General features: G+C 66.2%; 18 protein-coding genes, 1 pseudogene and 1 riboswitch. Of the genes and pseudogenes, 8 read left to right on the forward strand and 11 right to left on the reverse strand.

The window, feature by feature from the left end:
* The first annotated feature begins 60 nt into the window (after positions 1-60).
* A complete protein-coding gene (locus tag AC1MB9_RS10130; protein WP_479961833.1) occupies positions 61-519 on the forward strand; it encodes an SRPBCC family protein in 459 nt (152 codons plus the stop codon).
* Positions 520-620: 101 nt separating this feature from the next.
* Positions 621-735, forward strand: a riboswitch (SAM riboswitch).
* A 28-nt stretch (positions 736-763) separates the two neighbouring features.
* Entirely contained in the window at positions 764-1546 is a 783-nt protein-coding gene (locus tag AC1MB9_RS10135; protein WP_479961834.1) for an N-formylglutamate amidohydrolase, read from the forward strand.
* Positions 1547-1883: 337 nt separating this feature from the next.
* On the opposite strand, the gene AC1MB9_RS10140 is transcribed toward AC1MB9_RS10135, so the two are convergent.
* Positions 1884-3428: a plasmid pRiA4b ORF-3 family protein gene (locus AC1MB9_RS10140; protein ID WP_479961835.1), complete on the reverse strand. Its 1545-nt coding sequence runs from the start codon at positions 3426-3428 to the stop codon at positions 1884-1886.
* A 57-nt stretch (positions 3429-3485) separates the two neighbouring features.
* Positions 3486-4187 (reverse strand): hemerythrin domain-containing protein, encoded by a 702-nt coding sequence (locus AC1MB9_RS10145; protein ID WP_479961836.1) that lies wholly within the window; start codon positions 4185-4187, stop codon positions 3486-3488.
* A gap of 262 nt (positions 4188-4449) precedes the next feature.
* On the opposite strand from AC1MB9_RS10145, the gene AC1MB9_RS10150 reads away from it, so the two are divergent.
* Positions 4450-4821: a YccF domain-containing protein gene (locus AC1MB9_RS10150; RefSeq protein WP_479961837.1), complete on the forward strand. Its 372-nt coding sequence runs from the start codon at positions 4450-4452 to the stop codon at positions 4819-4821.
* Positions 4822-4860: 39 nt separating this feature from the next.
* Here AC1MB9_RS10150 and AC1MB9_RS10155 read toward each other — a convergent pair whose 3' ends face one another.
* Together AC1MB9_RS10155 and AC1MB9_RS10160 are read right to left on the reverse strand one after the other, a co-directional pair.
* Entirely contained in the window at positions 4861-5892 is a 1032-nt protein-coding gene (locus AC1MB9_RS10155; RefSeq protein WP_479961838.1) for an NADPH:quinone reductase, read from the reverse strand.
* Positions 5893-6061: 169 nt separating this feature from the next.
* A complete protein-coding gene (locus AC1MB9_RS10160) occupies positions 6062-6508 on the reverse strand; it encodes a hypothetical protein (protein WP_479961839.1) in 447 nt (148 codons plus the stop codon).
* Between the two features lie 77 nt (positions 6509-6585).
* Between AC1MB9_RS10160 and AC1MB9_RS10165 the strand changes: the two genes are divergently transcribed.
* On the forward strand, positions 6586-6882 hold the full coding sequence (locus tag AC1MB9_RS10165) for a DUF1905 domain-containing protein (protein WP_479961840.1): 297 nt from the start codon (positions 6586-6588) through the stop codon (positions 6880-6882).
* A gap of 131 nt (positions 6883-7013) precedes the next feature.
* Here AC1MB9_RS10165 and AC1MB9_RS10170 read toward each other — a convergent pair whose 3' ends face one another.
* From AC1MB9_RS10170 to AC1MB9_RS10185, 4 genes are all read right to left on the reverse strand, one after another.
* Complete coding sequence (locus AC1MB9_RS10170; RefSeq protein ID WP_479961841.1) at positions 7014-7385, reverse strand: PH domain-containing protein; 372 nt, start codon at positions 7383-7385, stop codon at positions 7014-7016.
* 167 nt (positions 7386-7552) lie between these two features.
* Entirely contained in the window at positions 7553-8146 is a 594-nt protein-coding gene (locus AC1MB9_RS10175; RefSeq protein ID WP_479961842.1) for a dihydrofolate reductase family protein, read from the reverse strand.
* 93 nt (positions 8147-8239) lie between these two features.
* Positions 8240-10417: an elongation factor G-like protein EF-G2 gene (locus AC1MB9_RS10180; protein WP_479961843.1), complete on the reverse strand. Its 2178-nt coding sequence runs from the start codon at positions 10415-10417 to the stop codon at positions 8240-8242.
* Between the two features lie 170 nt (positions 10418-10587).
* Positions 10588-11778 carry an exonuclease domain-containing protein gene (locus AC1MB9_RS10185; protein WP_479964623.1) on the reverse strand — a complete coding sequence of 397 codons (1191 nt, stop codon included), beginning with the start codon at positions 11776-11778 and terminating at the stop codon, positions 10588-10590.
* Between AC1MB9_RS10185 and AC1MB9_RS10190 the strand changes: the two genes are divergently transcribed.
* Complete coding sequence (locus AC1MB9_RS10190; protein WP_479961844.1) at positions 11701-11862, forward strand: hypothetical protein; 162 nt, start codon at positions 11701-11703, stop codon at positions 11860-11862. The two genes, AC1MB9_RS10185 and AC1MB9_RS10190, sit on opposite strands and share 78 nt — an antisense overlap.
* 84 nt (positions 11863-11946) lie before the next feature.
* Here the strand turns inward: AC1MB9_RS10190 and AC1MB9_RS10195 are convergent, their stop codons facing one another.
* The 3 genes from AC1MB9_RS10195 to AC1MB9_RS10205 form a co-directional block, all read right to left on the reverse strand.
* A complete protein-coding gene (locus AC1MB9_RS10195; protein WP_479961845.1) occupies positions 11947-14853 on the reverse strand; it encodes a DEAD/DEAH box helicase in 2907 nt (968 codons plus the stop codon).
* Complete coding sequence (locus AC1MB9_RS10200; RefSeq protein ID WP_479961846.1) at positions 14850-15248, reverse strand: (deoxy)nucleoside triphosphate pyrophosphohydrolase; 399 nt, start codon at positions 15246-15248, stop codon at positions 14850-14852. Before AC1MB9_RS10200 ends, AC1MB9_RS10195 begins: the two co-directional genes overlap by 4 nt.
* 216 nt (positions 15249-15464) lie before the next feature.
* A complete protein-coding gene (locus AC1MB9_RS10205) occupies positions 15465-16112 on the reverse strand; it encodes a uracil-DNA glycosylase (RefSeq protein ID WP_479961847.1) in 648 nt (215 codons plus the stop codon).
* 308 nt (positions 16113-16420) lie between these two features.
* Between AC1MB9_RS10205 and AC1MB9_RS10210 the strand changes: the two genes are divergently transcribed.
* The 3 genes and pseudogenes from AC1MB9_RS10210 to AC1MB9_RS10220 form a co-directional block, all read left to right on the forward strand.
* A complete protein-coding gene (locus tag AC1MB9_RS10210; protein ID WP_479961848.1) occupies positions 16421-22801 on the forward strand; it encodes a DUF3320 domain-containing protein in 6381 nt (2126 codons plus the stop codon).
* Positions 22801-23445 carry a GIY-YIG nuclease family protein gene (locus AC1MB9_RS10215; RefSeq protein ID WP_479961849.1) on the forward strand — a complete coding sequence of 215 codons (645 nt, stop codon included), beginning with the start codon at positions 22801-22803 and terminating at the stop codon, positions 23443-23445. Before AC1MB9_RS10210 ends, AC1MB9_RS10215 begins: the two co-directional genes overlap by 1 nt.
* Positions 23442-23531: pseudogene (locus AC1MB9_RS10220) on the forward strand (DUF2510 domain-containing protein); the annotation flags it as partial. The gene AC1MB9_RS10215 and the pseudogene AC1MB9_RS10220, both read left to right, overlap by 4 nt.
* Positions 23532-23577: the final 46 nt, after the last annotated feature.

The raw sequence follows: 23577 nt of genomic DNA on the forward strand, positions 1-23577 counted from the left end.
TCAGTATGCCGGCCGCTGGCCTAAAATGGGTGCATAACTTTATAGCGTTGGAGCCAAGAGATGACCAGCTACACCACGATCGAGCGATCGACTGTGATTCACGCATCCGTCGACACGATCAACCCCTACGTCGCCGACTTCGGCCGGTGGGTCAAGTGGTCTCCGTGGGAGGGCATGGACCCCGATCTGAAACGCAGCTATGGCGGCGTGCAGGGAACTGTCGGGGCGACCTACGCCTGGGACGGTAATCGCAAGGCCGGCGCCGGGACGATGACCGCGACCGCGATCACGCCCACGGCCGTCGACGTGGACCTCGCTTTCACGCGACCCTTCAAGTCCCGCAGCGCCGTGCACTTCTCGCTCTCCGAGCACAACGGCGCCACCACGGTCGTGTGGACCCTGACAAGCCCGAAGACGGTCGCTTCGCGCGCTTTCGGCCTCATGATGAACATGGAAAAGATGATCGGCGCCGACCTGACCAAGGGCTTGTCCTCGCTCAAGCAGGTCGTAGAGAGCTAGACGCCCCGCGGCGCGCGCCACGGCATCCGCGACAACGCTCCACGGTCCCATTTGCGCGGCCTAGGCGCGGATGTCGGCGCCGTCAGGTAGGTTCGACACAGGTTCCCGAGTTGCAGCGTTCAGTACCTGGCTGGCTGCACGGCAACCCCGTCCATCGACCGGGGTGCCCCAGGGGAAGAACCGGCCCACGGCATCCGCAGCGGGCAAGTCGATGGGGGCCTCGCCTCCACGAAGGAGCACACCCATGACGTCCCCGTACTTTCGCGTCACCGACCGGTCGGCGAACTCGCCGGTGATTCTGCACGCCCCGCACGGCGGCCGGCTGATTCCGTCCGATCACCTCGACGCGTACGTTGTCTCCGCCGCCGAGCTGGAGGCCGAGAAGAACATCATGACCGACCACTTCACCGACGTGCTCGTCGGGGGCATCACCGGCGCGAGCTCCGTGATCAACGAGGTGTCCCGGTTCGCCGTCGACGTGGAACGCTTCCCCGACGAGACCGAGGAGATGAACAGCGTCGGCATGGGCGTGCTCTACACGCACGGTTCCCGCGGGCAACGGATCCGCGACCTGGCCCGCGCCGACCGGCCGGCGCTCATGCGGCACTTCGACGCCTACTCCGCGGCGTTCACCGACCTCGTCAACGCCACGCTCCGCCAGCACGGACGGGCCGTGATCATTGACGTGCACTCGTACCCCGAGCATCCGCTGGCCTACGAGTTGCACGCCGAGCAGCCGCGCCCGCAGCTGTGTCTCGGCTACGAGGACTTCCACACCCCGACCCAGCTCGTGCGCGCCGTGACGGATGCCTTCGCCCCGTTGCAGCTGCTCCCGAACGGCCCGTTCGCCGGCGCCTACGTTCCGCTGCAGCACTACGGAACGGATGCCCGCGTGCACTCGGTCATGCTCGAGATCCGCCGCGATGTGTACCTGCACGAGGAAACCGTGACACTGAAGCCCGCCCCGTTCCGTCGCCTGCAGGAGTCGCTACAGCACCTGGTGACCGGGCTCGCCGGCGAAGGGTGAACTACCGCGTGTGCGTGCCGCCCCGCGGGCTATAACCGGTGATTTTCGCGACTCACCGCATCCGCTGCCCGTCTGAACGGCGTTTCGCGAGCATCACCGGTTTTACGCCGCGGACGCGGCGGTGCCGAGACAAGTGGACCCCCTCACCCGTGCGGCCCACCCCGCGGGCTAAAACCGGGGTTTCTGAGACACCCCGGGCACATCGGTCAGGATGCCCCGGTGTGTTGCGAAATCACCGGTTTTACGCCGCGGACACGGCGGCCAGACCCGTGACGGACCCGCCCAGAAGGCCGCCCACCATCGGGCCACGGCGTCGGGTCGCGGCGGTACAGAGCCGCTACACCCATGTGGTCAGCGCGGCGCGGGCGAGCCGACGGGCGGCATCCGTATTGAGCCCCCGCGATGCCGCGCCCCGTCTCGGCAGCAGGCTGCCCGATGCCGCCCAGCTGAGCACACTTCGGGTGTCCGCCGCGTCGCCCAGCGCGGAGTCGTTCCCGTAGCGACCACGCCCGCCGACACTCCAGCCCACCATCGCGGTCAGCAGGTCAAGCGACTCCCGGGTGCGATCCCAGGAACCGGCTTCCCCGGCAGCCACGAGCAGCACGAGGAGCAGCCCGCAGTCCTTGCCGTAATCGCTGCGCTCCACGGGCAGGCGTGCGGCAAGATGGTGCCAGAGCTTCACCGGTGCGTCACGCAACTGCAAGCCCTGCTTGGTCAGCAGCAACTCGCCCCGGTATTTTCGCACCAAACCCAGCCGCGTCACGATCTCTCGCAGAAACAACAACGGGTAGGTCTGCGCCTCCCTGTTCCTCTCGCCCTGCCATGTCTTGTCGGGGTCGAGCTCGTCCATCAGCGCCTGCACGCGTGCGGGAGGGAGATACCCGGCACTGGTCAGACGGATGCCGTCACCCACCTGCCCGAGGAACGCGCGGATCACCGCGGTGGCCGCCGCCGCCTCGGTCTGCTCGATCTCGGTGAGCTCCCCCACGTTCGCGGCTGCAAGATACCCGCCCAGGTACCGCTGCGCCTCCTGCCCCAGGCCCGCCACGAGAACGGCCAGGGGGCCGCTGTGCGACGGCCGGCGCAGCCAGGCGAGCGCCGCCTCCGACCCCGCGAGGCGGTCCAGACCGCGGTTGATTTCGGTGAGATCAATCTCGTCGACGAACGAGTTCAGGCCCAGCTCCGACGCGACCTCCCGCAACTCCTCGTAGTCCGGGGTCACCGTTCCCGCGGCCACCGCGAGAAGATGCTCCCACCCGTGGATCCCGCCCACGTCTTCGGCCGGGCCCCGGCGGCCGCCGTCGATGCAGCGCACCGCGGCATCCGTCGCCGGCAGGGGCAGCACCTCTTCACAGGTGATCATGTGCTCCCAGTCGTCGCCGAAATCGTAGGTGTAGAGCAGCGAATCGCCCGGCGTCGCCAGAAACTGGTCGAGGCGCAGCTCGCTCTCCAGCACGCCCTCGTCGCCCTCCTCCACATCGAAGGGCGTGAGAATCCCCTGCGTCTCGTGGCCGAAGGGGTCTTCGGGCAGCGCGAAGCGGTGCAGGTGGCTGTCGGTCCAGCCGAAAGCGGTCTGCAACACGTCGTGCAACACGTCGAGGGTCACAGTCGACGGAACCGTGAGGCGCCGCCAGATCGGCGGGTGTGAATCGGTGATGTGCACGCGGATGCGCACCTGCACCGGCCTCGCGGGCGACGTTTTCAGCGGGAGCGGCGCCAGGAGACTGGACCGAAAGGCCCCGATTGTCGCCGCAGCATCTTCCGCGCCAGGCGCCACCGTTGGCGTCGCCGTGCGAGCCGCCGCGGGGTCGAACCTCGCTCTGAAGGCCGCCAGATCGATCACGTTGTCGGACTCGCAGTCGTGGTTACGCGAGGTCGTCATACCGACAGGATATTCATCTCGGACCGCTGCCGGTACTCACACGCTACGACAGCCATGTCAGCGGGCTCCGAGGAGCGCCGCGCGATGCCGTTTGTACCTCGGCCGGCCAACGACCCGCCAGATCACCCGCACCGGCGCGGGCAGGTTCTTGCGCAGCCACACGTCACCGCCATCCGGTTGGGCGGCGAGGATCACCCCCAGCTGAATGAACGTCTTGCCTTTCGGCGTGGCCTTGCGTCCGTGCTCCGAGAGAGCGTCGACATCCGCGGGCGTCAGCGAGGTCTCCATCACGGGCACGATGTGCGTTTCCTCGTCGGTCAGGTGCACGGCGAGCGCCGCGTTGATGCCGGTGAGCGCCGTGACAACGGATGCCGCATCCGTCGCCCGTCCGCTGGCCCGCCAGGCCGGAAGGCTCTCGTCGAGGTGCCCGAGATGCCGGAGCATCTCGGCGTGCTGCTGCTTCATCCGGGCGACGTGCGCCGCGCAGGTAGGGGCGCGGCTTTCGAGGCGGCCCCACAGCATCGTGTCTTCACCCTCGTGATGACCGTGCAGTCCGGTGGAGAGCATCGCCAGGTAGTCGCCGACGATTTCGGCGTGGGACGCGTCGTTGTCGGCGACCCCCTCGACCAGCGCGGGGCCCTCGCCGAACCCGGCCCGGAACATCCGATGGATCTCGGCCATGCCGCTCGCATCGCAGGTCTTCGCGCCGCCGCCGTCCCGGGGGTTTTCGCCGCTGGCGGGCAAAGCGGATGCAGGCATGAGGGCTCCGATCTCGATGTACAAATCGTCACTGGGCAGGCACTGGAACTGTATTCCGCATCACGGCTCTGTGGAAGGGGTGCATGTCCCACTCGAGGGAACGGCTTTCGGCCATGGTCCCACCCCCGAAAACCGGTGTTTCTGAGACACGCCGGGTCGATCGGCCCGATTGACCGGCGTGTCTCAGTTTCACCGGTTTTGGGAGACGATGGCACCGACGGCCCGACGACCGCGCACCGCAACCTGAGATGATGGAACCATCATGAAGACCCTCCTCAACATCATCTGGCTCGTGCTCTCGGGCTTCTGGCTCTTCCTCGGCTACATGCTCGCGGCGCTCATCATGTTCATATTCATCGTCACCATCCCCTGGGGAATCGCGGCGGCGCGCATCGGCATCTACGCCCTCTGGCCGTTCGGCAAAACCGTGGTCGCCCTGCCCAGCGCCGGTGTCGGGTCGTTCCTCGGCAACGTCATCTGGGTGCTGCTCGCCGGCTGGTGGCTCGCCCTCGAGCACCTGATCTCCGGCATCGCGCTATGCATCACGATCATCGGCATCCCGTTCGGAATTGCCAACTTCAAGCTGATCCCGGTGTCACTCATGCCGCTCGGCAAGGAGATCGTCGACATCTAGGCTCAACCGGATGCCGCCGACCTCGTCGCCGAGGCCCCCCTACTCGGCCGTGACGTCGACCAGAACCTTGCCGACCGCTCCGCTTTCAACGAGGGCGTGGGCATCCGCGGTGCGCGAGAGGTCGAAACGGTGCAGGGGCAGCCCGGCCTGTTCCCCCACGGCGAGCGCGCCGTCACCGAGCGCGGCGTTGATGGCCGCGGCCGCCGCCTGGATGACGTCGGCGCCCACCGTGTAGAGCAGCACGAACTGGTAGCGCACGTTGAGGCTGAAGTGCCGGCGCACGTCGAGCGTCACCTGGTCGCCGCCGTTGTTGGCGTACACGGCGATCGACCCGCGGTTGCGGATGACGGCGAGGTCGAGCGGAGCGTTCTGCGCCGGGGCGACCTCGACTATGAGGTCGACGCCATACGGTGCGATCCCGCGAATCTGGTCGACAATGTCGGCGTCGGAGTACACGAGCACGTGCTGCGCGCCGGCCGCGGTGGCCAGCGCCGCCTTCGCCGGCCCGCTCACGGTCGTGATGACAGTTGCCCCGGCCCAGCGGGCCAGCTGAATGGCCGCGTGCCCGACGGCGCCGGCCCCACCGGCCACGAGCACGATTTTGCCGGCCAGGGCGCCGGGATGCAGTCGGTCCGGTCCGTCTTCGGCCACGGTCAACGCGCGGTACGCCGTGATCGCCGGCACCCCGAGGCTCGCGCCCTGGTCGAAGCTGGCCTCGGCCGGCAGCAGGAAGACCCGTTCGGCGGGCAGCACGGACTGTTCCTGGGCGGTGCCGCTGCTGGCGCGCTGGTATGCGGCGAGCGCCGTCCACACCCGGTCGCCCACGCCGACGTGCTGCACGCCGGTGCCGACGGCTTCCACGATGCCGGCGCCATCCTGACCGGGCACGACGTCGTCGAACGCGAGCGCCTGCCCCGGCGCCGAGCCTCGGCGCGATTTCCAGTCGGTGGGGTTCACACCACTCACCACGATGCGCACCCGCACCTCACCGGCCACGGGTTCGGTCACCGGCCGATCGGCGAGCTGAAGCACGGACGGGTCACCGGTCTGGCTGTACACAATGGCTCTCATGACTGGGGCAACGTCGACCCGGGGTGATTTGATTCCCGACCTTCCCGTCGGCCGCGGTCGCGCCCGGCTAAAACCCGTCTTTTCGGCGACACGCCGCATCCGTTGCCCGCCGCGGCGGCGTGTAGCGAATTTCCCCGGTTTTAGTAGCCCACGTCCGTGCCCGCGGCGCTCACGCGACATCCACGTGAGCTCGGGCCACCCGTCGTCGCTCCGCGCGAGCCCGCCGATAGCGCACGATGAACACCACCAGGAGCCCGGCGAGGATGCTGCCGGCCACCCACAGGTACCAGCTGCCCACCACCATCGCGAAAAACACCGTGCCCAACGTGAGCACCGCGGCGAGAAAGGCGAGGGTGAGGTATCGGTCTTCGAGTCGCGAGAACACGTGCAACGGCTCGGGCGGCGGATCCGTCACCGGCTCCCACACCACGATGAGGAACGTGGCGATGGGCCCGAGCAGCAGCGAACTCAGAAACCAGGCCAGCCGCGCGCGGTTCTTCTGCTCGGCCAGGCCCGCGTTCACTAGGGCCAGCACAAGCCATCCCCCGCCCGTGAGCGACCAGGCGTTGTCCTGCTGCACGGTTTGGTACACGATCTCGCTCACGAAATTGGGCATGCGTCATGCTCCCACGGATGCCCGCGGCCGGTTCTCGCGGGTGGCGCTCGGCCGACACGAGTCGGTACGCTCGCGGGATGGTGACATTTAGTTTTGACGCCGTGCTGTGGGAGTGGACATCGTCCACATCCTGGGTGTTCCTCAGCCTGCCGACCGATGTGACCGACGAGATTCGCGAGCGGTCCACGAAACCGCGCCGAGGTTTCGGTTCGATTCCCGTCGCGGTGTCGATCGGTGACACGGAGTGGACCACGTCGGTCTTCCCCGACAGCACGCGCGACACCTACATCCTTCCCGTGAAAAAGGCGGTGCGCGCCCAGCAGGGCCTCGCAGTCGGCGATACCGCTGCGGTCGTGATCCACGTCGACCTCTGACCCGGCGTGTGCTGCCGTCGCCCCCATGACATGAGTCGGATGCCAATGGTTGGCCTCCGAGCGAACAGTTTTATGAGCGCCCAGTTACTGTCGTGCGAGGAGCGGATGCGTGGGTCGAGCCCTGAGGCTCCTTAGTCCGCGTTCAGCACAACCTCAGCAATCAGTTTGTCGAGCTTGCGCACATCGACCTTCTTTCCCACATTGATCTTGATGTGCCCGGCGCGAGTCCATAGCTCGATTTCGGCATTGAAATCGAGAGTGCCGGCATTCTCCGATGACCACATATTGATGCCGGAATACGGCAACGAGTAGAGTTCCACTTTCTTGCCAGTAATTCCTTGGGCGTCCCGCACGATGAGGCGCTTATTGGTGAAAACCGCGCTATCTCTAAAGGTCTTATAGGCGGCAACCGCGTGTTCACCGGCGACGAGCATCGGCTCGATATCCGACGGAATGGCAACTTCAGAGACAAATGTCCACGTGGTGATTGCAGCTGTTTCCATTGTGATTATTCGCTTTCGATTGCATGGTGGGATTGCGCTTGGCTCGCCAACCGTAGCGCCCGGCGCAAGTGGATTGTCATCACGTCCGGGCACCAGGACCGCCGAGCCGACGCCTGCGGCGGACTCGAGACCATCGACAGAGGAGTTTCCGGCGGGGCGAACCCCGCTCAGTGCACGACCCGGTAGGTGACGTGGGTGACCAGCTCCTTCTCCACCGAGCTGACCGGTTCCAGCTTGAGGTCGTCCAGCCCCGTCAGCAACGGCTCGCCGGCGACCAGCACCACGGGGGCGATGTGCAGCCGCAGTTCGTCGATCAGCCCGGCCGACAGGTACTGCCGCACGGTGGAGGCCCCGCCGGCGATCGACACCGTCCTCTCCCCCGCGGCCGCGCGGGCCTGCTCCATCGCCGAGTGGATGCCGTCGGTGACGAAGAAGAACGTCGTGCCGCCGTCCATCACCAGCGGCGCACGCGGGTGGTGCGTGAGCACGAACACCGGCGCGTGGTACGGCGGATCATCGCCCCACCACCCCTTCCACTCCATGTCCCACTCGCCGCGGCCGGGATCGAACATGTTGCGGCCCATGATGTAGGCGCCCGCCTCCACGATCGCCGCAATCTCCGCGGCGTTCTCGGCGGGCCGTTCGAACATCCACCGGTGCAGCCGTTCGCCGCCGTCACCGAGCGGGTTCTCCAGGCTCTGGTTCGGGCCGGCCGCGTAGCCGTCGGTGGAGACCCCGATGTCGCAGGTCACTGTGCTCATTGTCGATCGCTCCTCGTCAGTGTGTGTAGCGGAACCTGTTACCCCGACCCTGCAGCCCAAACGACGGCCGCCGCCCGGGCACGGGCCGGCCGTTCAATCGGTCACGGCCGAAGACCCCGTTTTCGCCGGCACCGGGTCGTGCCGCAGGTAGCTGCGCCGGAATCGCCCGCTGCCCGCGGTCAGGGCGCGGAGGTCGATCACGTACCGCAGCAGTTCGGCATCCGGAATCTCGGCGCTGATCTCGGTGCGCTCGCCGCCGACCGACACGGTGCCGGTCGTGTGGGCCCGGCGGGTGGACAGGTCGATCATCACCGGGCCCACGTGGGCGTCGGGAACGCTGATCGTCACCGCCGAGACGGGTTCGAGCAGCTGGATCCGGCTGGTCGCCGCGGCCTCTCGCAACGCGAGCGCTCCGGCGGCCTGGAACGCGGCATCCGAGGAATCGACGCTGTGCGTCTTGCCGCCCACGAGGGTCACGCGGATGTCCACAACCGGGAACCCCGCAAACACGCCCCGCTGCATCTGCGCTCGCACGCCCTTCTCCACCGACTCGATGTAGTGGCCGGGGATCGCGCCGCCGACGATCTTGTGCACGAACTCGAACCCGGCCCCGCGCTCCCGCGGTTCGACCTCGATGTCGCAGATCGCGAACTGTCCGTGGCCGCCGGATTGCTTCACGTAGCGACCCTTGGCCGTTGCCGGAGTGGCGAACGTCTCCCGCAGCGGGGTGATCACGTCAACGGTCTGCACGTTCACTCCCTGGGCGCGCAGCCGGTCCAGCACGACTTCGGCATGCGCCTCGCCCATGCACCACAGCACCAGCTGGTGGGTTTCGTCGTTGCGTTCCACCCGCAGCGTCGGGTCGACGGCCGCGACCTTGCCGAGGTTCTTGGCAAGCGCGTCGTCATCGCCGTGCGCCACGCCCTGCACGGCCACCGGCATCAGCGGTTCCGGCATCTCCCACGCCTCGACCAGCAACGGTTTCTCCCGGTCGCTCACGGTGTCGCCGGTTTCGGCGCTCGTCAGCCGGGTGAGCGCGCAGATGTCCCCCGCCACGCAATACGGAACCGGCCGGAGGGTGGACCCCAGCGGGGATTGCAGATGCGTGACGCGTTCGTCGCTGTCGTGATCCTGGTGGCCCCGGTCGGTGAGCCCGTGGCCGCCGATGTGCACCAGGGAATCCTCCCGCAGGGTACCGGAGAAGACGCGCACCAGGCAGACCCGACCGAGGAACGAGTCGATGGTCGTGCGCACCACCTCGCCGACCAGCGGTCCGTTGGGATCACAGCTCAGCCGCCGCACGGCCTTGCCGTCCAGGTCGGTCACCGATGGCAGCGCGCGCTCCACCGGCGAGGGGAACGCACCGGTCAGTACCTCCAGCAGTTCCGTCAGGCCCACCCCGGTCTCAGCGGATGTCGCCAGCACCGGGTAGAAGGAACCGCGCGCCACGGCGATCTCCAGATCGGCGATCAGTGTCTCGAGGGCGATGTCTTCGCCGCCGAGGTAGCGCTCCAGCAGGGTTTCGTCCTCACTCTCGGCGATGATCCCCTCAATCAGCGCGGCCCGCGCCGATTCGGCGTCGGCCCGTTCCGCGTCGGTGGCCGGCCGCAGCGCCGGCTGAACCGCGCCCGCGCCGGACTCCGAGACGGTGCCGGACAGCACACCCAACAACCCGGTGATGGCGCCGGCGTTGCGGATCGGCACGTACAGCGGCAGCACCGACGCGCCGAAGGCGTCTTGGCACGCCGCAAGCACCGCCTCGTAGTCGGCCCGCGGATGATCGATCCGGCTGATCACGACGGCCCGCGGCATGCCGATCCGTTCGCACTCCGCCCACAGCGCGGTGGTGGCCGCGTCGACGCCGTCGACGGCCGAGACGACGAAGAGTGCGGCATCCGCTGCCCGCAGCCCGGCGCGCAGGTCGCCGATGAAATCGACGTAGCCTGGGGTGTCGAGCAGGTTCACCTTCATCTCACCGACCGCGAGCGGCAGCACTGACAGCGTCACGGATCGTTGCTGGTGGATCTCGGACGGGTCCGAGTCGCTCACCGTGTTGCCGCCCACGATCGAGCCGAGCCGCGTGATGGCCCCGGTGGCCGCGAGTAACGCTTCGGCGAGCATGGTCTTACCGGCGCCCGACCGCCCGACCAGGGCGACGTTGCGGATCTTCTCCGGATGCTCCGGCGGTGCGCCCGACGACGAGGCCCGCCGCTGATCCGCGCCGCCCCGGCCCGACCCTTTCGGCGAATCCTGTGTGCCTTTACCCGACATGAGCAGCTCCCGACGTCGTCGTCTCCACTTTCCCGCACTCTTGTAGTCGATTGATACCCAGATCTGCCTGCACGGCAAGGGGCGCGTGCCGGTCGTTCCGATCTTGGCCTTCTTTGGTCAGGTGTCGTCGGCGGGTCGGTGCCCCCGCGTGCCGACTGGCCGCGAATCGCCTACCGCGTCAGCGGAAACGAACTCGCCAGTCGGGCCAGAGCGGCCTCTCCGACAATGGGGATTCCGTAGTCCCGGGCCTTTCGGGCCTTGCCCGAAAGCGAGTCAGGGTCGGCGGCGACCAACAAGGCCACCTTCTTGGTCACGGCGCTTTTCGGGGCGAAGCCACGGCCGAAGAGTTCCGACTCCCAGTCGCTGCGGGTCCGGGCCATATCGCCGGTGAGCACAACAAGATCACCGAGGTGTAGTTCAAAGTGCGCGTTGGTCACGACGACGGGCGACGGGTCCGGCTGGTCGAGGGCCGCGTCGAGCGCATCGGCTGAAATGTCGAGCAAGTTGGCGACGTCGACGAGGTCAGCCATCTCATCCGTGGTGAGAATACCGTCGGACCAGGCGATTCGGGCGAGGGCGGTGAAGTACTCACTGTGCAGAAGCTCGCACCGATGACGGCTGAGGCCCAGGTCGGCGGCGAGCAGCACGAGTGCCTCGGCTTCATGGGCGGAAAGGTGCCGGTCGAGCAGGCAACGATCGAGCAGCGCGAGGTAGTCCTGGTGCTCGGCCGGCCCGGTAATTTCGGGTAGGCGGGTGCTGATGCGTGCCAGAAAAGTGGATGCCGTTTGTTCCCGTGCAAAGTCGGGCCGCGGATACCACGGGCGCGTCGCTGCTGACATGCTCGGCCAGCGGTAGTCGGCTGCTCGCTCGAGCGAGTCGGCCCGGATGCTCGGGTCGGCGGCGCTGGCGATGTAGCTGGCCAGCAGTTGGGCGGTGGCGTAGGCGTCGACGGAGGCGCGGTGGGCGCCGGTGAGGTCGATGTCGTAGGCGGCGCAGCAGTCCGCGAGTGACCGGCCGGTGCCGGGGAGCAGGTCGCGGGCAAGCTGCATGGTGCAGAGGCTAATCACCGGGCCGATGACGGGATGGTCGGCGCGGGCGAGTTCGGCGAGCAGGAATCGGGTGTCGAAGCCGGCGTTGTGGGCGACGATGACGCGGCCGTCCAGCAGCGCGACAAGTTCCCCGGCGACTTGGTCGAAAGTGGGAGCGTTCATGACGTCGGCAGCGCGTACGCGGTGGATGTCTTGGCGCCCGAGGTCGCGGCCCGGGTTGATCAGCGTCTCCCATTGACCTTCGACGTGACCTTCGGCGCTGACATACACGACGGCGACCTCAATGACGCGGTCGTGACCGCCCGGGAACAGCCCGGTCGTCTCGAAGTCGATGACGGCGAAGCCGTGTGCGGGCTTGATGCTCCTAAATCGGACGAGGTGGTCGTCTCACTGTAGCGACGGGGCAGACGCGCCTGCCTTACATAGGCGTCATGGGCACCTATACGTCTACTCCCACAACGTTCGCGTGCAGGCTCAGAATTAGACGCCCAAAGCTCGGGCTGCAAAATACTCGTAGAGGCTGGATTCAATCGGGCTCTCCAGATCCAGCGTCATTGAGACGACATCAAGCCCGCTCCCGCTATCTCCATCCATTTTCGTCTGGCGGGCGCCTTGAGATGTCGCCCTGCCGAGGTAATAGAAGTCGGTTCCCTCTGCATCGTCCTTCTTTGCGAACACGTGGAGCGGAAGTTGGTTGTCAACAATCGCTTGCACCTCTCGACTCGCAAGAGTGCGCCTGCTACGGGTGAACCAAGTCAACGTTGACGGGTTGAGAAACTCGTCCTCATACTGCGTGCTCTCGGAGACCTCGGACCCCTTGTGATACGTGACAAAAATGGGGCAGCTGTTCGAGTCAAAGTCGACCTTGTATCCGTAAATCGTGCTTTGCTGGTTCGACTTCCAATTGAGCAGTCGGCAAACATCTTTGCGGGAATATCGTTGGCCCACCTCAAGCTCGCCGGTCCACTTGTATCGGTGTCGAGCAAGATACAGCCCTGTCTCCAAGACATCCCAGACGTGGTCTTGGAAGATCGGCTCGTCGTTCCACGCAGTCAAAAACTTCTCGCTGAGGTCGTACGCGCCGTCCCTGAGGGTCGCGATCGGTGCGGCTCCGTACTTGGCGACTTCCGCGTCGGTGAAGAATGACAGGCTCAACACGGCCAGCACGGAAATGAGGGTCTCTGGATCGGCTGTCAGCCCACTCTGCTCGAGAATGCTCCTGAATTTTTCAACCCCAAGTGTGCCAGTCCGCGACAGAAGTTCTTTGAGAAGCAGCAGCTCATGGGGCCGTTTGCCGTTGAGTAATTCTCCGGAGAGGAACGTCAAGACTGACTCTTCGTATGCGCCCGCCCGCGCGTCGATCGCTCCGACCTTGTTGAGAAACCTCCAGTAGTTCCTTTGCTTTGTCGCAATGACGGTAGGGTCGACAAGCTCGAAGCGGGCGAAGTCGAGGAGTAGCGGAGCTCGGCCCAGCCGGTTCTGTAACTCGACGAAGGACTTCTTGAGGTTCGTCATACTGTCCAGAGTTGTTGTCGCGAGAGACGCGAAGATCCTCTCCCTCGAGATTGCGTCAAAATTGACGCTCGAGAGTCCCGCAATAGCTCCGGCTTCCTGGGCATCGATTATCTTCTTGCGAATCGAATCCTTGTTGAGGCTGCTGTCACCAAACAAGGCGATGGGAATCAGGTAGTTGTTGTCGTAGTTGCCGATGAAGTCGATCACGACCAGGTGGGCTTTGCCCGCAGCCTTACGCAGCCCTCGTCCCAGCTGCTGAGTGAATACGATGCTCGAGAGCGTCTGCCGGAGCATGACCACCTGGTTGACCGAGGGGATGTCAATCCCTTCATTGAAGATGTCAACGGTGGCTATGTAGTCCAGTTCGCCGCGTTCCAGCATCTGCACAGCCAGCTCGCGCTCGTCAACCGAGTCGCTCCCGCTGAGCGCGCGAGTTCGAAGCCGGCTTCCATGAACTTTGCGGAGGTTGAGAAGCGCTGAAAGCTCTGCCGCCTCAGCGTTCGTGCTGCAGAAGATCAGCCCCCGAACTGTCATCCCTGCATGACCATACTTTTCGATTGTCGTCACGAGATGGTCAACGCGCTCGGAGGCAACCAACCTGTTGAGATCCGTCAGGTGATCGATGACTTCACCGTCCTCCATCTGGAAGTCGGTGACGCCGTAGTAGTGAAAAGGAGCCAGCATGTCCGCTTCCAGCGCCTTCTGCAAACGGATTTCGTATGGCACGTTGTAGCCAAACAGCTCAAATATGTTGAAATCGTCGGTGCGCTCTGGCGTTGCTGTCATCCCAAGCAGGAAAGCCGGCTCCAGGTGATCGATGACCCTTCGGTAGCTCTCGGCACCGACTCGATGGACTTCGTCGATCAGAACGTAGTCAAAGGCATCAGGCTGAATCGCCGCAAGATTCTCTGGCCGCGAGAGTGACTGGATAGAGGCGAAAACATACCGACGATCGATCTCTCGTTTTGCCCCCACAAATTTGCCAAAATCGCTGTCCGGGGCTCCCAGCACTCGCTTAAACTCATAGATTGCACGGTCGAGGATCTGCTCGCGGTGCACGACGAACAACATTCTCTTGGGGGCGCATGCGCGAACGTCGAGCGCAGAGAGAATGGTCTTCCCAGTCCCGGTCGCGGAAATTACCACTCCGCGGTTCTCTCCCGCGTCGCGTAGCGCCGCGATCTCTGCGAGCGCTTCGATCTGCATGGCATTTGGAAGAATGACCCCACTTGGCGGCAGATCGAAAGATTCCTCGATCCGCTTGTTTCCGGACGCAAGCTCACGGACCTGCGCCGACCAGGTCAGCTCATACTCGTCGATCCACTCTTCTGCCAGTGCAACCGAGGCATCGACATGTGCCTGCGAAGCGCGGTGGAGCTGCTGCACGATGTCGCCGTCGGGAAGTGCCGAAAACCGAAGGTTCCATTCGTGGTTCTGAAGGAGCGCACGTTCGGTCAGGTTTGAGCTACCCACAATCGCAGTGGTGGTTGCTTCCTGCTCGAAAATATAACCCTTGGCATGGAACCCGGCAGCAGAGTCGGGATGCACGAAAACGCGAATGCCATCGAGGTTGAGGAGCTCACGAAACGCGGCCGGCGAGTTGAACCCCAGGTAAGTAGAGGTGATGATGATGCCGGATCCTTGAAAATCGAGGATCGCCTGTTTGAGCATCGCTATCGCACTCGGCGTTATGAATGCGACGGAGAACACGAAGTGCCTCGAGCGCTTGAGCTCATCACGAATCGCTCGGAGCATAGTGTTGCCGTCGGAGTTTGAAACGAGCATGGGGTGGAACACCTGGTCAGCCTTGACCTGCGCGTCAAGAAAGCCAAAGGTGTTGTCAATTGTCAGTTGACGACTAGTGGCGCTCACACCCGAAAGTCCTTCATGACTCGCTCCACGGCGGGAATGTCGGCAGGAGCCCAATCGAGCTGGTCGAGCTCGGACGCCTGCACCCACCGAATCTCTGAGTGCTCGGTCAGACGCGGTTCCACCCCAATCAGTGAGCAATAGTAAGTGGTCAAGATGACTATGCCGAAGTCGTACTCGTGCTCTGTAGTTTCGACGTGCTCACCAATCTCTGCGGTACAGAGCAACTCCTCTTCGAGTTCACGGAGTAGCGCCCGCTCCGGTGACTCATTCGGCTCGATCTTGCCCCCGGGAAACTCCCACATACCGGGCAGCGACATTGTCGAACTACGCCGTGCCGCGAGAATTGTATGGCCCCGAGTGAGGACAGCACCCACGACATCTATTCTCTTCTTCAAAGGTGCACTCCATATGCTCAGCTGTCGATGCGTAATTCCAGCTTAGCCAGCGCCATCGGGTCGGAGCTTGCCGCCGCTGCGGGTGACCGCTGAAGTCCACAGTTCTATCACGGCGACTATCAAGGTCGTTCATCTTTGCAGTTGGTCGCGAAGGTGGATTCCCGTCCGACGGAGGAGAGCACCTCACCTCCAACCAGAAAGTCGCATCCCAGCGATCTATCGTGTCGAGTGCGCGATCTTAGCCGCGCGCTCGACAGCGGCCTTCAACGCACCACGCTTGCCAACCTGATTCATCGCAAGCGGCGACGGATGCCACGTCTCGATCACAGTCAGCCCGTCGCCGATGAATGGCGCCACGTGCCTCTCCCACCCGCGCTGCGCCGCTCGGCCGCACAGCAGGACTACCCGTAGCTCTCCGAGGAGGGACAAGAGCGTGAGCAGTTCGCCGCCACCCTGCTTGAGCTCCTTCGAGGTCGGTTTGCGGCTGGCGACCCCGAGATACCACGGAACCATGTTCCAGTGCAGCGCACCTTCGTGGAGACCTGCCTCGTTGCGCAGGGTCCAGGCGGTCGCCGCAGTACCGTCGTTGTTGTCGACCGAGATGAATCCTGAGCCCGGCCGCGCGTTGCAGGCGTTAGTCATCGGTCCCGGGGCCTCGAGCAGGAACAACACCCGGGCGTCCACACCCGCCCCGGCCGGATCGAAATGCGGCACAAGAAAATTCGGTTCTCGAGCGCCGCGGCGGGCAACCAAATCTGCCGTCCACTTTCGCAGCGGCTGCACGGTGTCGACTCCTTCAAGCATGCGCAGGCGTTCGTCGATTTGCGTCGGATGTTTCAGACCTCGGGCCGCGTCGGTGAACACGATCCGATCTTACGCAGCTCCATCGAAGCATGGACGGCGGGGCCCCCGACCCGCTCATCGCGCGAGGGCGAAAAGCGACAGTCGGGACTGTGACGTCATGGAGGACTCGATTGGTCAGGATGCTCGCTGGAGAGGAGTCGGAGGGAGGTGAGAATCTTCGCCTGGAGCTGCAACCAGCTAGCGCTTCGGCGCAATAGTCCAGCGCGGGGAATAGGCTCGGGCACAGTGCGTGCCACGATTCGACGAACGGACGGGGTGCGGTGACAAGGTCGTCACCGCTGCAATGGTGCAAGGAATAAGGGGATTCTGTGAGCGAGATCGATTACCACGCGAAGGTCGGCGACGCCTTGGGGCTGCTGGTCGAGGGGCTGCAACCGTTTGTGGAGCGCGTGTTCGCAGCGAAGCTGCCGGCGGAAGTGTCGTGGACGACCGTGCTTGAGCGCAAGGATCAGCTCGCCGGGCGACGCGGCGGCATCTACTCGCCGCGGGACCTGTCGCTGCTGCTGCGCGCGATGACCGAGCGGGTTGGCGAGCTGGGGTTTCCCTTTGACCAGGAGTTGCCGCGCCAGGGCCAGACGTACGCGAGCGAGCTGCGCGAGGTTCGGAACCAGTGGGCACATAACCAGGAGTTCACGGCGCAGACGGCGTATCGGGCGATTGATTCGGCGGAGCTGCTGCTGCGCGCGGTGGGCGCTGACGGGCAGGCGGATGCGATGGGGGTGGTTAAGGCGAGTGTGTTGCCTGTGGTGGCGGCGGTGCCGGCGGGAGCGGAGGCGGCGGGAGGTCTCGACAAGCTCGACCAGCGGGATGGTGGCGTTCTTGGGGCGGGCGCGGCGGGTCTCGACAGGCTCGACCAACGAGCCTCGCTCACCATTAAGTCGGTACCGTTTTTGAGTTATGCGATGGCACATTGCCGCGTGCCCATTGTGGACGAGATCGTGATCGAGAACCTGGGCGGCGAGACGCGCGGGGCCTCGCTTGAGGTCGACGTGGTCACCGCCGACGGCTCGCTCGGCGGCCCGAAGGTGTTGCTCGCCGACCTCGGCGAGAAGCAGTCCACCATTCTGCGCGCGATCGACCTGATCCTCGACCCGGCGCGCATGCTCGCCGTGGAGGAGCAGCGCCCGGGCCTGATTCGTGCCACCCTGCGCGACAGCGCGGGAACTCTGCTCGCCGAGGCATCCGTTGACGTACAGATTCTCGCCCACAACCAGTGGGTCGCCACTCCCCTGCACCTCGGCCTCGAACTTCTCGCCGCCCACGTGCAGCCCAACTCGGCCACGATCGCGCCGCTGCTGAGCGAGGCCTCGGACCTGCTCCAGACGCGCACGGGAGATTCCGCGCTGTCGGGCTACCAGCTCGAGAGCGGGCAGCGCGTCGACGACACCGTCGCCGCCGTCTGGGACGCCATGCGGGCCCGCGACATCCGTTACGCCGAACCGCCGGCCAGCTGGGGCAACAGCGGGCAGAAGATCCGCACGCCCGAAGAGGTTCTCGCGGGCCGACTCGGCACCTGCCTCGACACCACCGTGACCCTCGCTGCCGCCCTCGAACAGGCCGGCCTCAACTCCACACTCTGGCTGCTCGAAGGCCACATCTTTCTCGGCTATTGGCGCATCGATTCCTCGCTCGGCGCCATCGCGATCACCGACGTCGCCGACATCGTGAACCTCGTCGACCTCGGCGTGATCGGACTGATTGAGACCACGTCCGTCACCGGCGGAGCCCAATCGAAGACCTTCGCCGAGGCCCGCCGCATCCCGCACACCGTGCACCTCGCCGCCGGTCTCGACAAGTTCCTCGGCGTCACCGACATTCGCCAGGCCCGCGAAAGCCATATCTTTCCGCTGCCCAGCCGCTCAAACGCGGCCGACGGCGAGGTCACCGTCACGGTGTACCAGCCGGCCGCCGGCCGCGCCATCGACCCCTATTACGGCACACCGGCGACGGATGCGACGCCCGACGCGGCCACGGTGCCCACCCGGGTGAGCCAGTGGAAAAACGCCCTGCTCGACCTGAGCCTGCGCAACAAGCTCATCAACTACACGGACCGGTCGGGCTACTCCCTCGCCGTTCCCGCACCAGCCGTGGCCCGCCTCGAAGACGCGATCAGCGCGGCCACACCGGTCACGCTCGTGCCCTCCGACGCGGTGCCGAAGATCGACCAGGTGCGCGGCATCCGCTTCGGGCGCGACCTGCCCGAAGACGTGCGCGAGATGATGCTCGCCGACAAGAAGAGCATCTTCGTGGACATCACCTCCGCGTCGTACACGAGCAAGCTGCGCTACCTGGCGAACAAGGCCCGCACGATCGTGGAAGAAACCGGCGCCAACAACCTCTACCTCGCGTTCGGCATGCTGCACTGGACCTTCAACGACCGCGAACTGCGCTCACCGCTCGTGCTCATTCCGGTGAACATGACCAGCGCCAGCCGCGGCACCTCCTACAAGCTCACGATCGACGAGGCCGGCGCCTCCACGCCCAACTATTGCCTGCTCGAGAAGCTGCGCCTGAGCTTCGGGCTCGAGATCCCGGGGCTGTCCAACCCCACGGAGGACGCATCGGGCATCGACCTGCACGCCGCGTTCACCGCTGTGCGGGAGTCCATCGCCGCCGCCGGGCTGCCGTTTCGGGTGGAGGAGAGCGTCGACCTGTCGATTCTGCAGTTCGCGAAGTTCCGGCTCTGGAAAGACCTCGACGAGAACTGGGAAACCCTCTCGCAGAACAGCCTGGTGTCGCACCTGATCAACTCCCCCACCGCCACGTACGCCGACCCGGTCACCGGAGCATCCGCCCTGGACCTCGACGAGCTCGGCGGAACGGTGCCCGTGCCCGCCGATTCCTCACAGCTCGAGGCCGTGGCCGAAGCCGTGCATGGGCGCACGTTCGTTCTTGAAGGCCCGCCCGGCACCGGCAAGTCGCAGACCATCACGAACCTGCTCGCCCGATCGCTTGCCGCCGGCAAACGCGTGCTGTTCGTGGCCGAGAAACGCGCAGCCCTCGACGTGGTGAAGAAACGCCTCGAGAGCGTGGGCCTGGGCGATTTCTCCCTCGACCTGCACGACAAGAGCGCCCGGCCGGCCGCGGTGCGCGCCCAGATCAAGGCGGCCCTCGACCTGCATATCCAGCCCGACACGGCCGCGCTGCAGACCAACGTTGAGGCCGCGTCCTCGAGCCGCGGAAGCCTCGCCCGCTACGCCGATCGCCTGCACGAGGCCAACGCCGCCGGCCTGTCGCTGTACGGCGCCCGCACTCACGAGCTCGCAGCGGATGCCGACGTGACCGCCCTCGACATCCCAGCCTCCCTCGTCGCCGGCAGCACCCCCGAGGCCTTCGCGGAGCTGCGCCAGGTGCTGCGCCGCCTGCCCGAGGTGAGCGACCTGGCGCGCCCCAGCCCCACGCACCCGTGGGGCTTCGTGGACGAGCGCGCGGCCCACCCGCTCGACGCCGCGCCGATCCACGCGGCCGCCCGCGCCTTCGACAGCGCACTCACCGCCGCCGAGGCAGCCGGGTTCCGCCTCGAGGCGCTCAACCGCTGCGACTCCGCGGACCTGATGCGCGAATGGAGCGACCTCGCGGGAGCGCCGCGCTACCCGCTGCCGATCATCGATGCCCTGCATCGCGACGATTGGCAGACGTATATCTCGGCGATTGAGAAGGAACTCGCGGTCGTGACGGCGTCGCGGCCCGAGTGGCTTGCGTCGGTGAAGCCGACCGTGCTCGCTCGTGATGTGCCGGCCATTCACGCCGCCGCCGTCGCCGCCGATCAGTCGGGGTTCTTCGGGCGCAAGAAGAGGCGCCGCGCCGTGTTGGCGCTCTTTGCCGACGAGCTCACGATCGCCTCGGAATCCGTGCCGCTCAAGACCCTGTCGACACTCACCGGCGCCCTCTTTGCCTCGTATGCGGCCGCCGCGAGAGTGCGCGACGCCGCGCTCAAGCTGCCGACACCGCTCGTCGACGCGGGCTGGAACCCGTTCATCACCGAGCAGGCGGAGAAGCTGGCAGCCGATCTCACCTGGCTCGGCTGGATCGGCGACACCCTCAACCCTCCGGGCACCGCGGACGTGACAGACCTGCGCGAGTATTACGCGGCGAGCGCCGTGAACGCGGGAGAGAGCGAGCTCGCAGCATTCGCCGACGCGTGGCAACAGCTCACCACCGCGGCCGATCTCCTGCCCGCGACCCTCACGCTGTGGGCCGGCGACCTCGGCTTCGCCGCGCGGTGGACTGCGACGCGTGCCGCGCGCAACCTCGAGGCGACCCAGCCCGTGGCCCTCGAACGCTGGCTCGGCCTCCTGCGTCACCTCGAACCCCTCGTGCGCAGCAACCTCACCGAGGCGCGCGCCGCCCTGCTGGCCGGCCGTATCCCCGCCGACGATGCCGCCCTCGCCTTCGACAAGGGCGTGGCGATCACCTCCATCGTCGAGCGCGAAGACGCCACCGCGCTCGGAGATTTCAACATGGCCGCACACAACAAGACCATCGGCCGGTTCACGTCGAGCACGGGTCTCGTGCGCGCCGAGCTGCCTCGCGCCATCCCGGCCGAGGTACTGGCCTTGCGCCGGTTCGACACGACCGTGCTCTCGGGGCAGGTGGGCGGTCTGCGCCGCCAGCTCGACCGACAGCGCGGCGGCATGAGCGTGCGTGCCCTGCTGCAGAACTACGGCGACCTCATCACCCAGGTGATGCCGTGCACGCTGATGAGTCCCGAGTCCGTGGCGCGGTTCTTCCCGGCGCAGGCCGACCTGTTCGACATCGTCGTGTTCGACGAGGCCTCGCAGATTCGGGTGGCGGATGCCATCGGTGCCATGGGGCGCGCGGCATCCGTTGTGGTGGTGGGTGACAGCAAACAGATGCCGCCGACGAGCTTCGCCGAGGCGAGCGCGAGCATCGACGACGAGGTGGACACGGCCCCGGAGGTCGTCGTCGACGAGGAATCGATTCTCACCGAGTGCGTGCATGCGGGGGTCGCGAGCAAGTGGCTGTCGTGGCATTACCGCAGCCAGGACGAATCGCTCATCGCGTTCAGCAACCATTATTACTACGAGAGTCGGCTGTCATCGTTCCCGGCGCCGTTCGGTTCGGGCGCCGCGGTTGACGGGCACGGCGTCTCCCTCGTGCGGGTGAACGGACAGTTCGAGCGTGGCGGCCGCGGCAAGACCCTGCGCACCAACCTGGTGGAGGCCACCGCCATCGTGACGGACGTTCAGGGCCGCTTTCGGGCCTCGCCCGCGGAATCGCCCTCGGTTGGTGTGATCACCTTCAACGCCCAACAGCGCGACCTGATCGAGAACATGCTGCGCGACAGCGACGACGAACGCATCGAACGCGCGCTCGACGAACCCGACGGCCTTTTCGTGAAGAACCTCGAGAACGTGCAGGGCGACGAACGCGACAGCATCCTGTTCTCGATCGCGTTCAGCGCGAACGACAAGGGCGTCGTGCCGCTCAACTTCGGACCACTGTCGCGTGCGGGCGGTGAACGCCGCCTGAATGTGGCGATCACCCGCGCACGGCGGCAGGTCGTGTTGTTCGCGAGCTTCGACCCCGCGGCCCTGCGCGCCCAGGACACCAGCTCGGTGGGCATCAAGCACCTCAAGGCCTACCTCGAGATGGCCGACCAGGGTGCCTCCGTGATGCACGATGACGCGCGGCGCCAATCGGTGACCGACCGTCACCGCGACGATATCGCCGCCGAACTGCGGGGCCTCGGCTTCGCCGTTCAGACCGACGTGGGGCTGTCGGACTTTCGCGTGGACATCAGCATCGCGGATGCCGCCGAGCCCAACCGCCCACTGGTGGCCGTACTACTCGACGGACCGAACTGGCGCGCACGCCGCACGGTCGCCGACCGGGACGGCCTGCCCGTCGACGTGCTGCAGGGCCTGATGCGCTGGCCGAGCGTGGAGCGCGTGTGGTTGCCGGAATGGCTGCACCAGCGCGACGAGACGCTGGCGCGCCTGTCTGAGGCGGTGGCCTCGGCGGCGGCGGGGGTTTCCGCTCCGGTGGGTGATTCCGCACCGGCTGCCGCGGTGGTGGCGGAGCCTGTCGTCAGTACGCCGAAGAGGCCGGCCGCGGCGGGCATCCGTTCCCTGCCTCGGAGCACAGCCGTTGCCGCCCCGGTCAACCCGCTGATCGTCAAGTTCGTGGAATGGCAGCCGAGTCGCCGCGGGTCGGTGAGCGTGCTCGACGAGCTGCCGCGCTCATCCGCCCGGGTGCAGGCGAGCATTCGTGCCGTGGTTGCGGCCGAGGGTCCCGTGCACAGCGCACGCATGGCCAAGCTCGTGGCGAGCGAGTTCGGACTCGACCGGGTAGCGCAGGCGCGGGTGGCTGCGATCTTGCGCTGCGTACCCGCCGACCTGCGGCGAAGCACCGACGAGCCGTTCTATTGGCCGGCGGAGATCGACCCGGCCAGCTGGCTCGTGGCGCGGCGCACGCCCCTCGGCGGTGTGCGACTCATCGATCACGTGTCGCTTGTGGAGATCGCGAATGCGATGCTCCACACGGCGGCGTCCGCTGCGGGCATGGAGGATAGCGAGCTGAAACGGGAGGCGCTGGCGTTGTTCGGCGGGCGCCGGGTGACGGAAGCAATCGGCGTGCGCCTCGACGCGGCGCTTCTCTACGGGCTTGAGTCGGGTCGCTTGGAGCGCGCGGACTCCGGGGTGCTGGTGAACGGACCGCTGAGCTGATGGGCAGCGAAGCCGATCACGTCGCCGCCGCCATGACCGCGCTCAGCGGCGGTGGCCAGCGCATCGCCGCGGAGAGCGATCATGTTCCCCATCGGGCAGGGCTGTATGCCGTGCACGCCGAGTCGGCGATCTGGCGTCTGCTCGGGATCGAGGATCGCGACGGGCCTCTGTACGTCGGCAAGGCGGAGCGCAGCCTCGCCTCTCGGGATGTCAAGACGCACTTCGCCACCGGCAAGACCGGGTCGTCGACGGTTCGACGTTCGTTCGCCGCGCTTCTCCGGCATCCGCTCGGCCTGCACGCCGTGCCACGCAATACCGCGAAGCCCAGTCACTTCTCCAATTTCGAGGTGGAGCCCGACGGAGACGCGCGCTTGACCGAATGGATGAGGGAGAACCTCACACTCGCCGTCTGGGCGAAGCCCGACGGCGCGGCGCTTCGCCCCCTCGAAATCGGCGTGCTCGCCGGTTGGAGCCCGCCCTTGAACCTCACCGATGTGCCACGCCCGTGGCCGCAGCTCAAGGCGGCGCGCAAGCTGTTGGCCGATGAGGCGCGTGCGTGGGTTCACCAGGGGGGCACGGCGGTGGGATCCACTAGCCTGGGCACGGCGAAGCACCCGCCGCGAGAACAAGGGACTTTTAATTGACCACTCCAGCACCCGGTTGGTATCCAGACCCCAGCGGAGGGCCACAGCTTCACTGGTGGAACGGAACCACCTGGGCGGAACCACCGCAGTCGCCTCCACGGGGGCTCGCGCCGGTCGAGGCACTCGTCACGC

Source organism: Cryobacterium sp. AP27 (genome assembly GCF_056680495.1).

What these genes read in the sequence shown, in the direction of transcription:
- AC1MB9_RS10145 (WP_479961836.1), bottom strand. Translation starts at nt 4,187, where the DNA reads ATGCCTGCATCCGCTTTGCCCGCCAGCGGCGAAAACCCCCGGGACGGC.
- AC1MB9_RS10140 (WP_479961835.1), bottom strand. Translation starts at nt 3,428, where the DNA reads ATGACGACCTCGCGTAACCACGACTGCGAGTCCGACAACGTGATCGAT.
- AC1MB9_RS10155 (WP_479961838.1), bottom strand. Translation starts at nt 5,892, where the DNA reads ATGAGAGCCATTGTGTACAGCCAGACCGGTGACCCGTCCGTGCTTCAG.
- AC1MB9_RS10165 (WP_479961840.1), top strand. Translation starts at nt 6,586, where the DNA reads ATGGTGACATTTAGTTTTGACGCCGTGCTGTGGGAGTGGACATCGTCC.
- AC1MB9_RS10180 (WP_479961843.1), bottom strand. Translation starts at nt 10,417, where the DNA reads ATGTCGGGTAAAGGCACACAGGATTCGCCGAAAGGGTCGGGCCGGGGC.
- AC1MB9_RS10130 (WP_479961833.1), top strand. Translation starts at nt 61, where the DNA reads ATGACCAGCTACACCACGATCGAGCGATCGACTGTGATTCACGCATCC.
- AC1MB9_RS10150 (WP_479961837.1), top strand. Translation starts at nt 4,450, where the DNA reads ATGAAGACCCTCCTCAACATCATCTGGCTCGTGCTCTCGGGCTTCTGG.
- AC1MB9_RS10160 (WP_479961839.1), bottom strand. Translation starts at nt 6,508, where the DNA reads ATGCCCAATTTCGTGAGCGAGATCGTGTACCAAACCGTGCAGCAGGAC.
- AC1MB9_RS10135 (WP_479961834.1), top strand. Translation starts at nt 764, where the DNA reads ATGACGTCCCCGTACTTTCGCGTCACCGACCGGTCGGCGAACTCGCCG.
- AC1MB9_RS10175 (WP_479961842.1), bottom strand. Translation starts at nt 8,146, where the DNA reads ATGAGCACAGTGACCTGCGACATCGGGGTCTCCACCGACGGCTACGCG.
- AC1MB9_RS10215 (WP_479961849.1), top strand. Translation starts at nt 22,801, where the DNA reads ATGGGCAGCGAAGCCGATCACGTCGCCGCCGCCATGACCGCGCTCAGC.
- AC1MB9_RS10170 (WP_479961841.1), bottom strand. Translation starts at nt 7,385, where the DNA reads ATGGAAACAGCTGCAATCACCACGTGGACATTTGTCTCTGAAGTTGCC.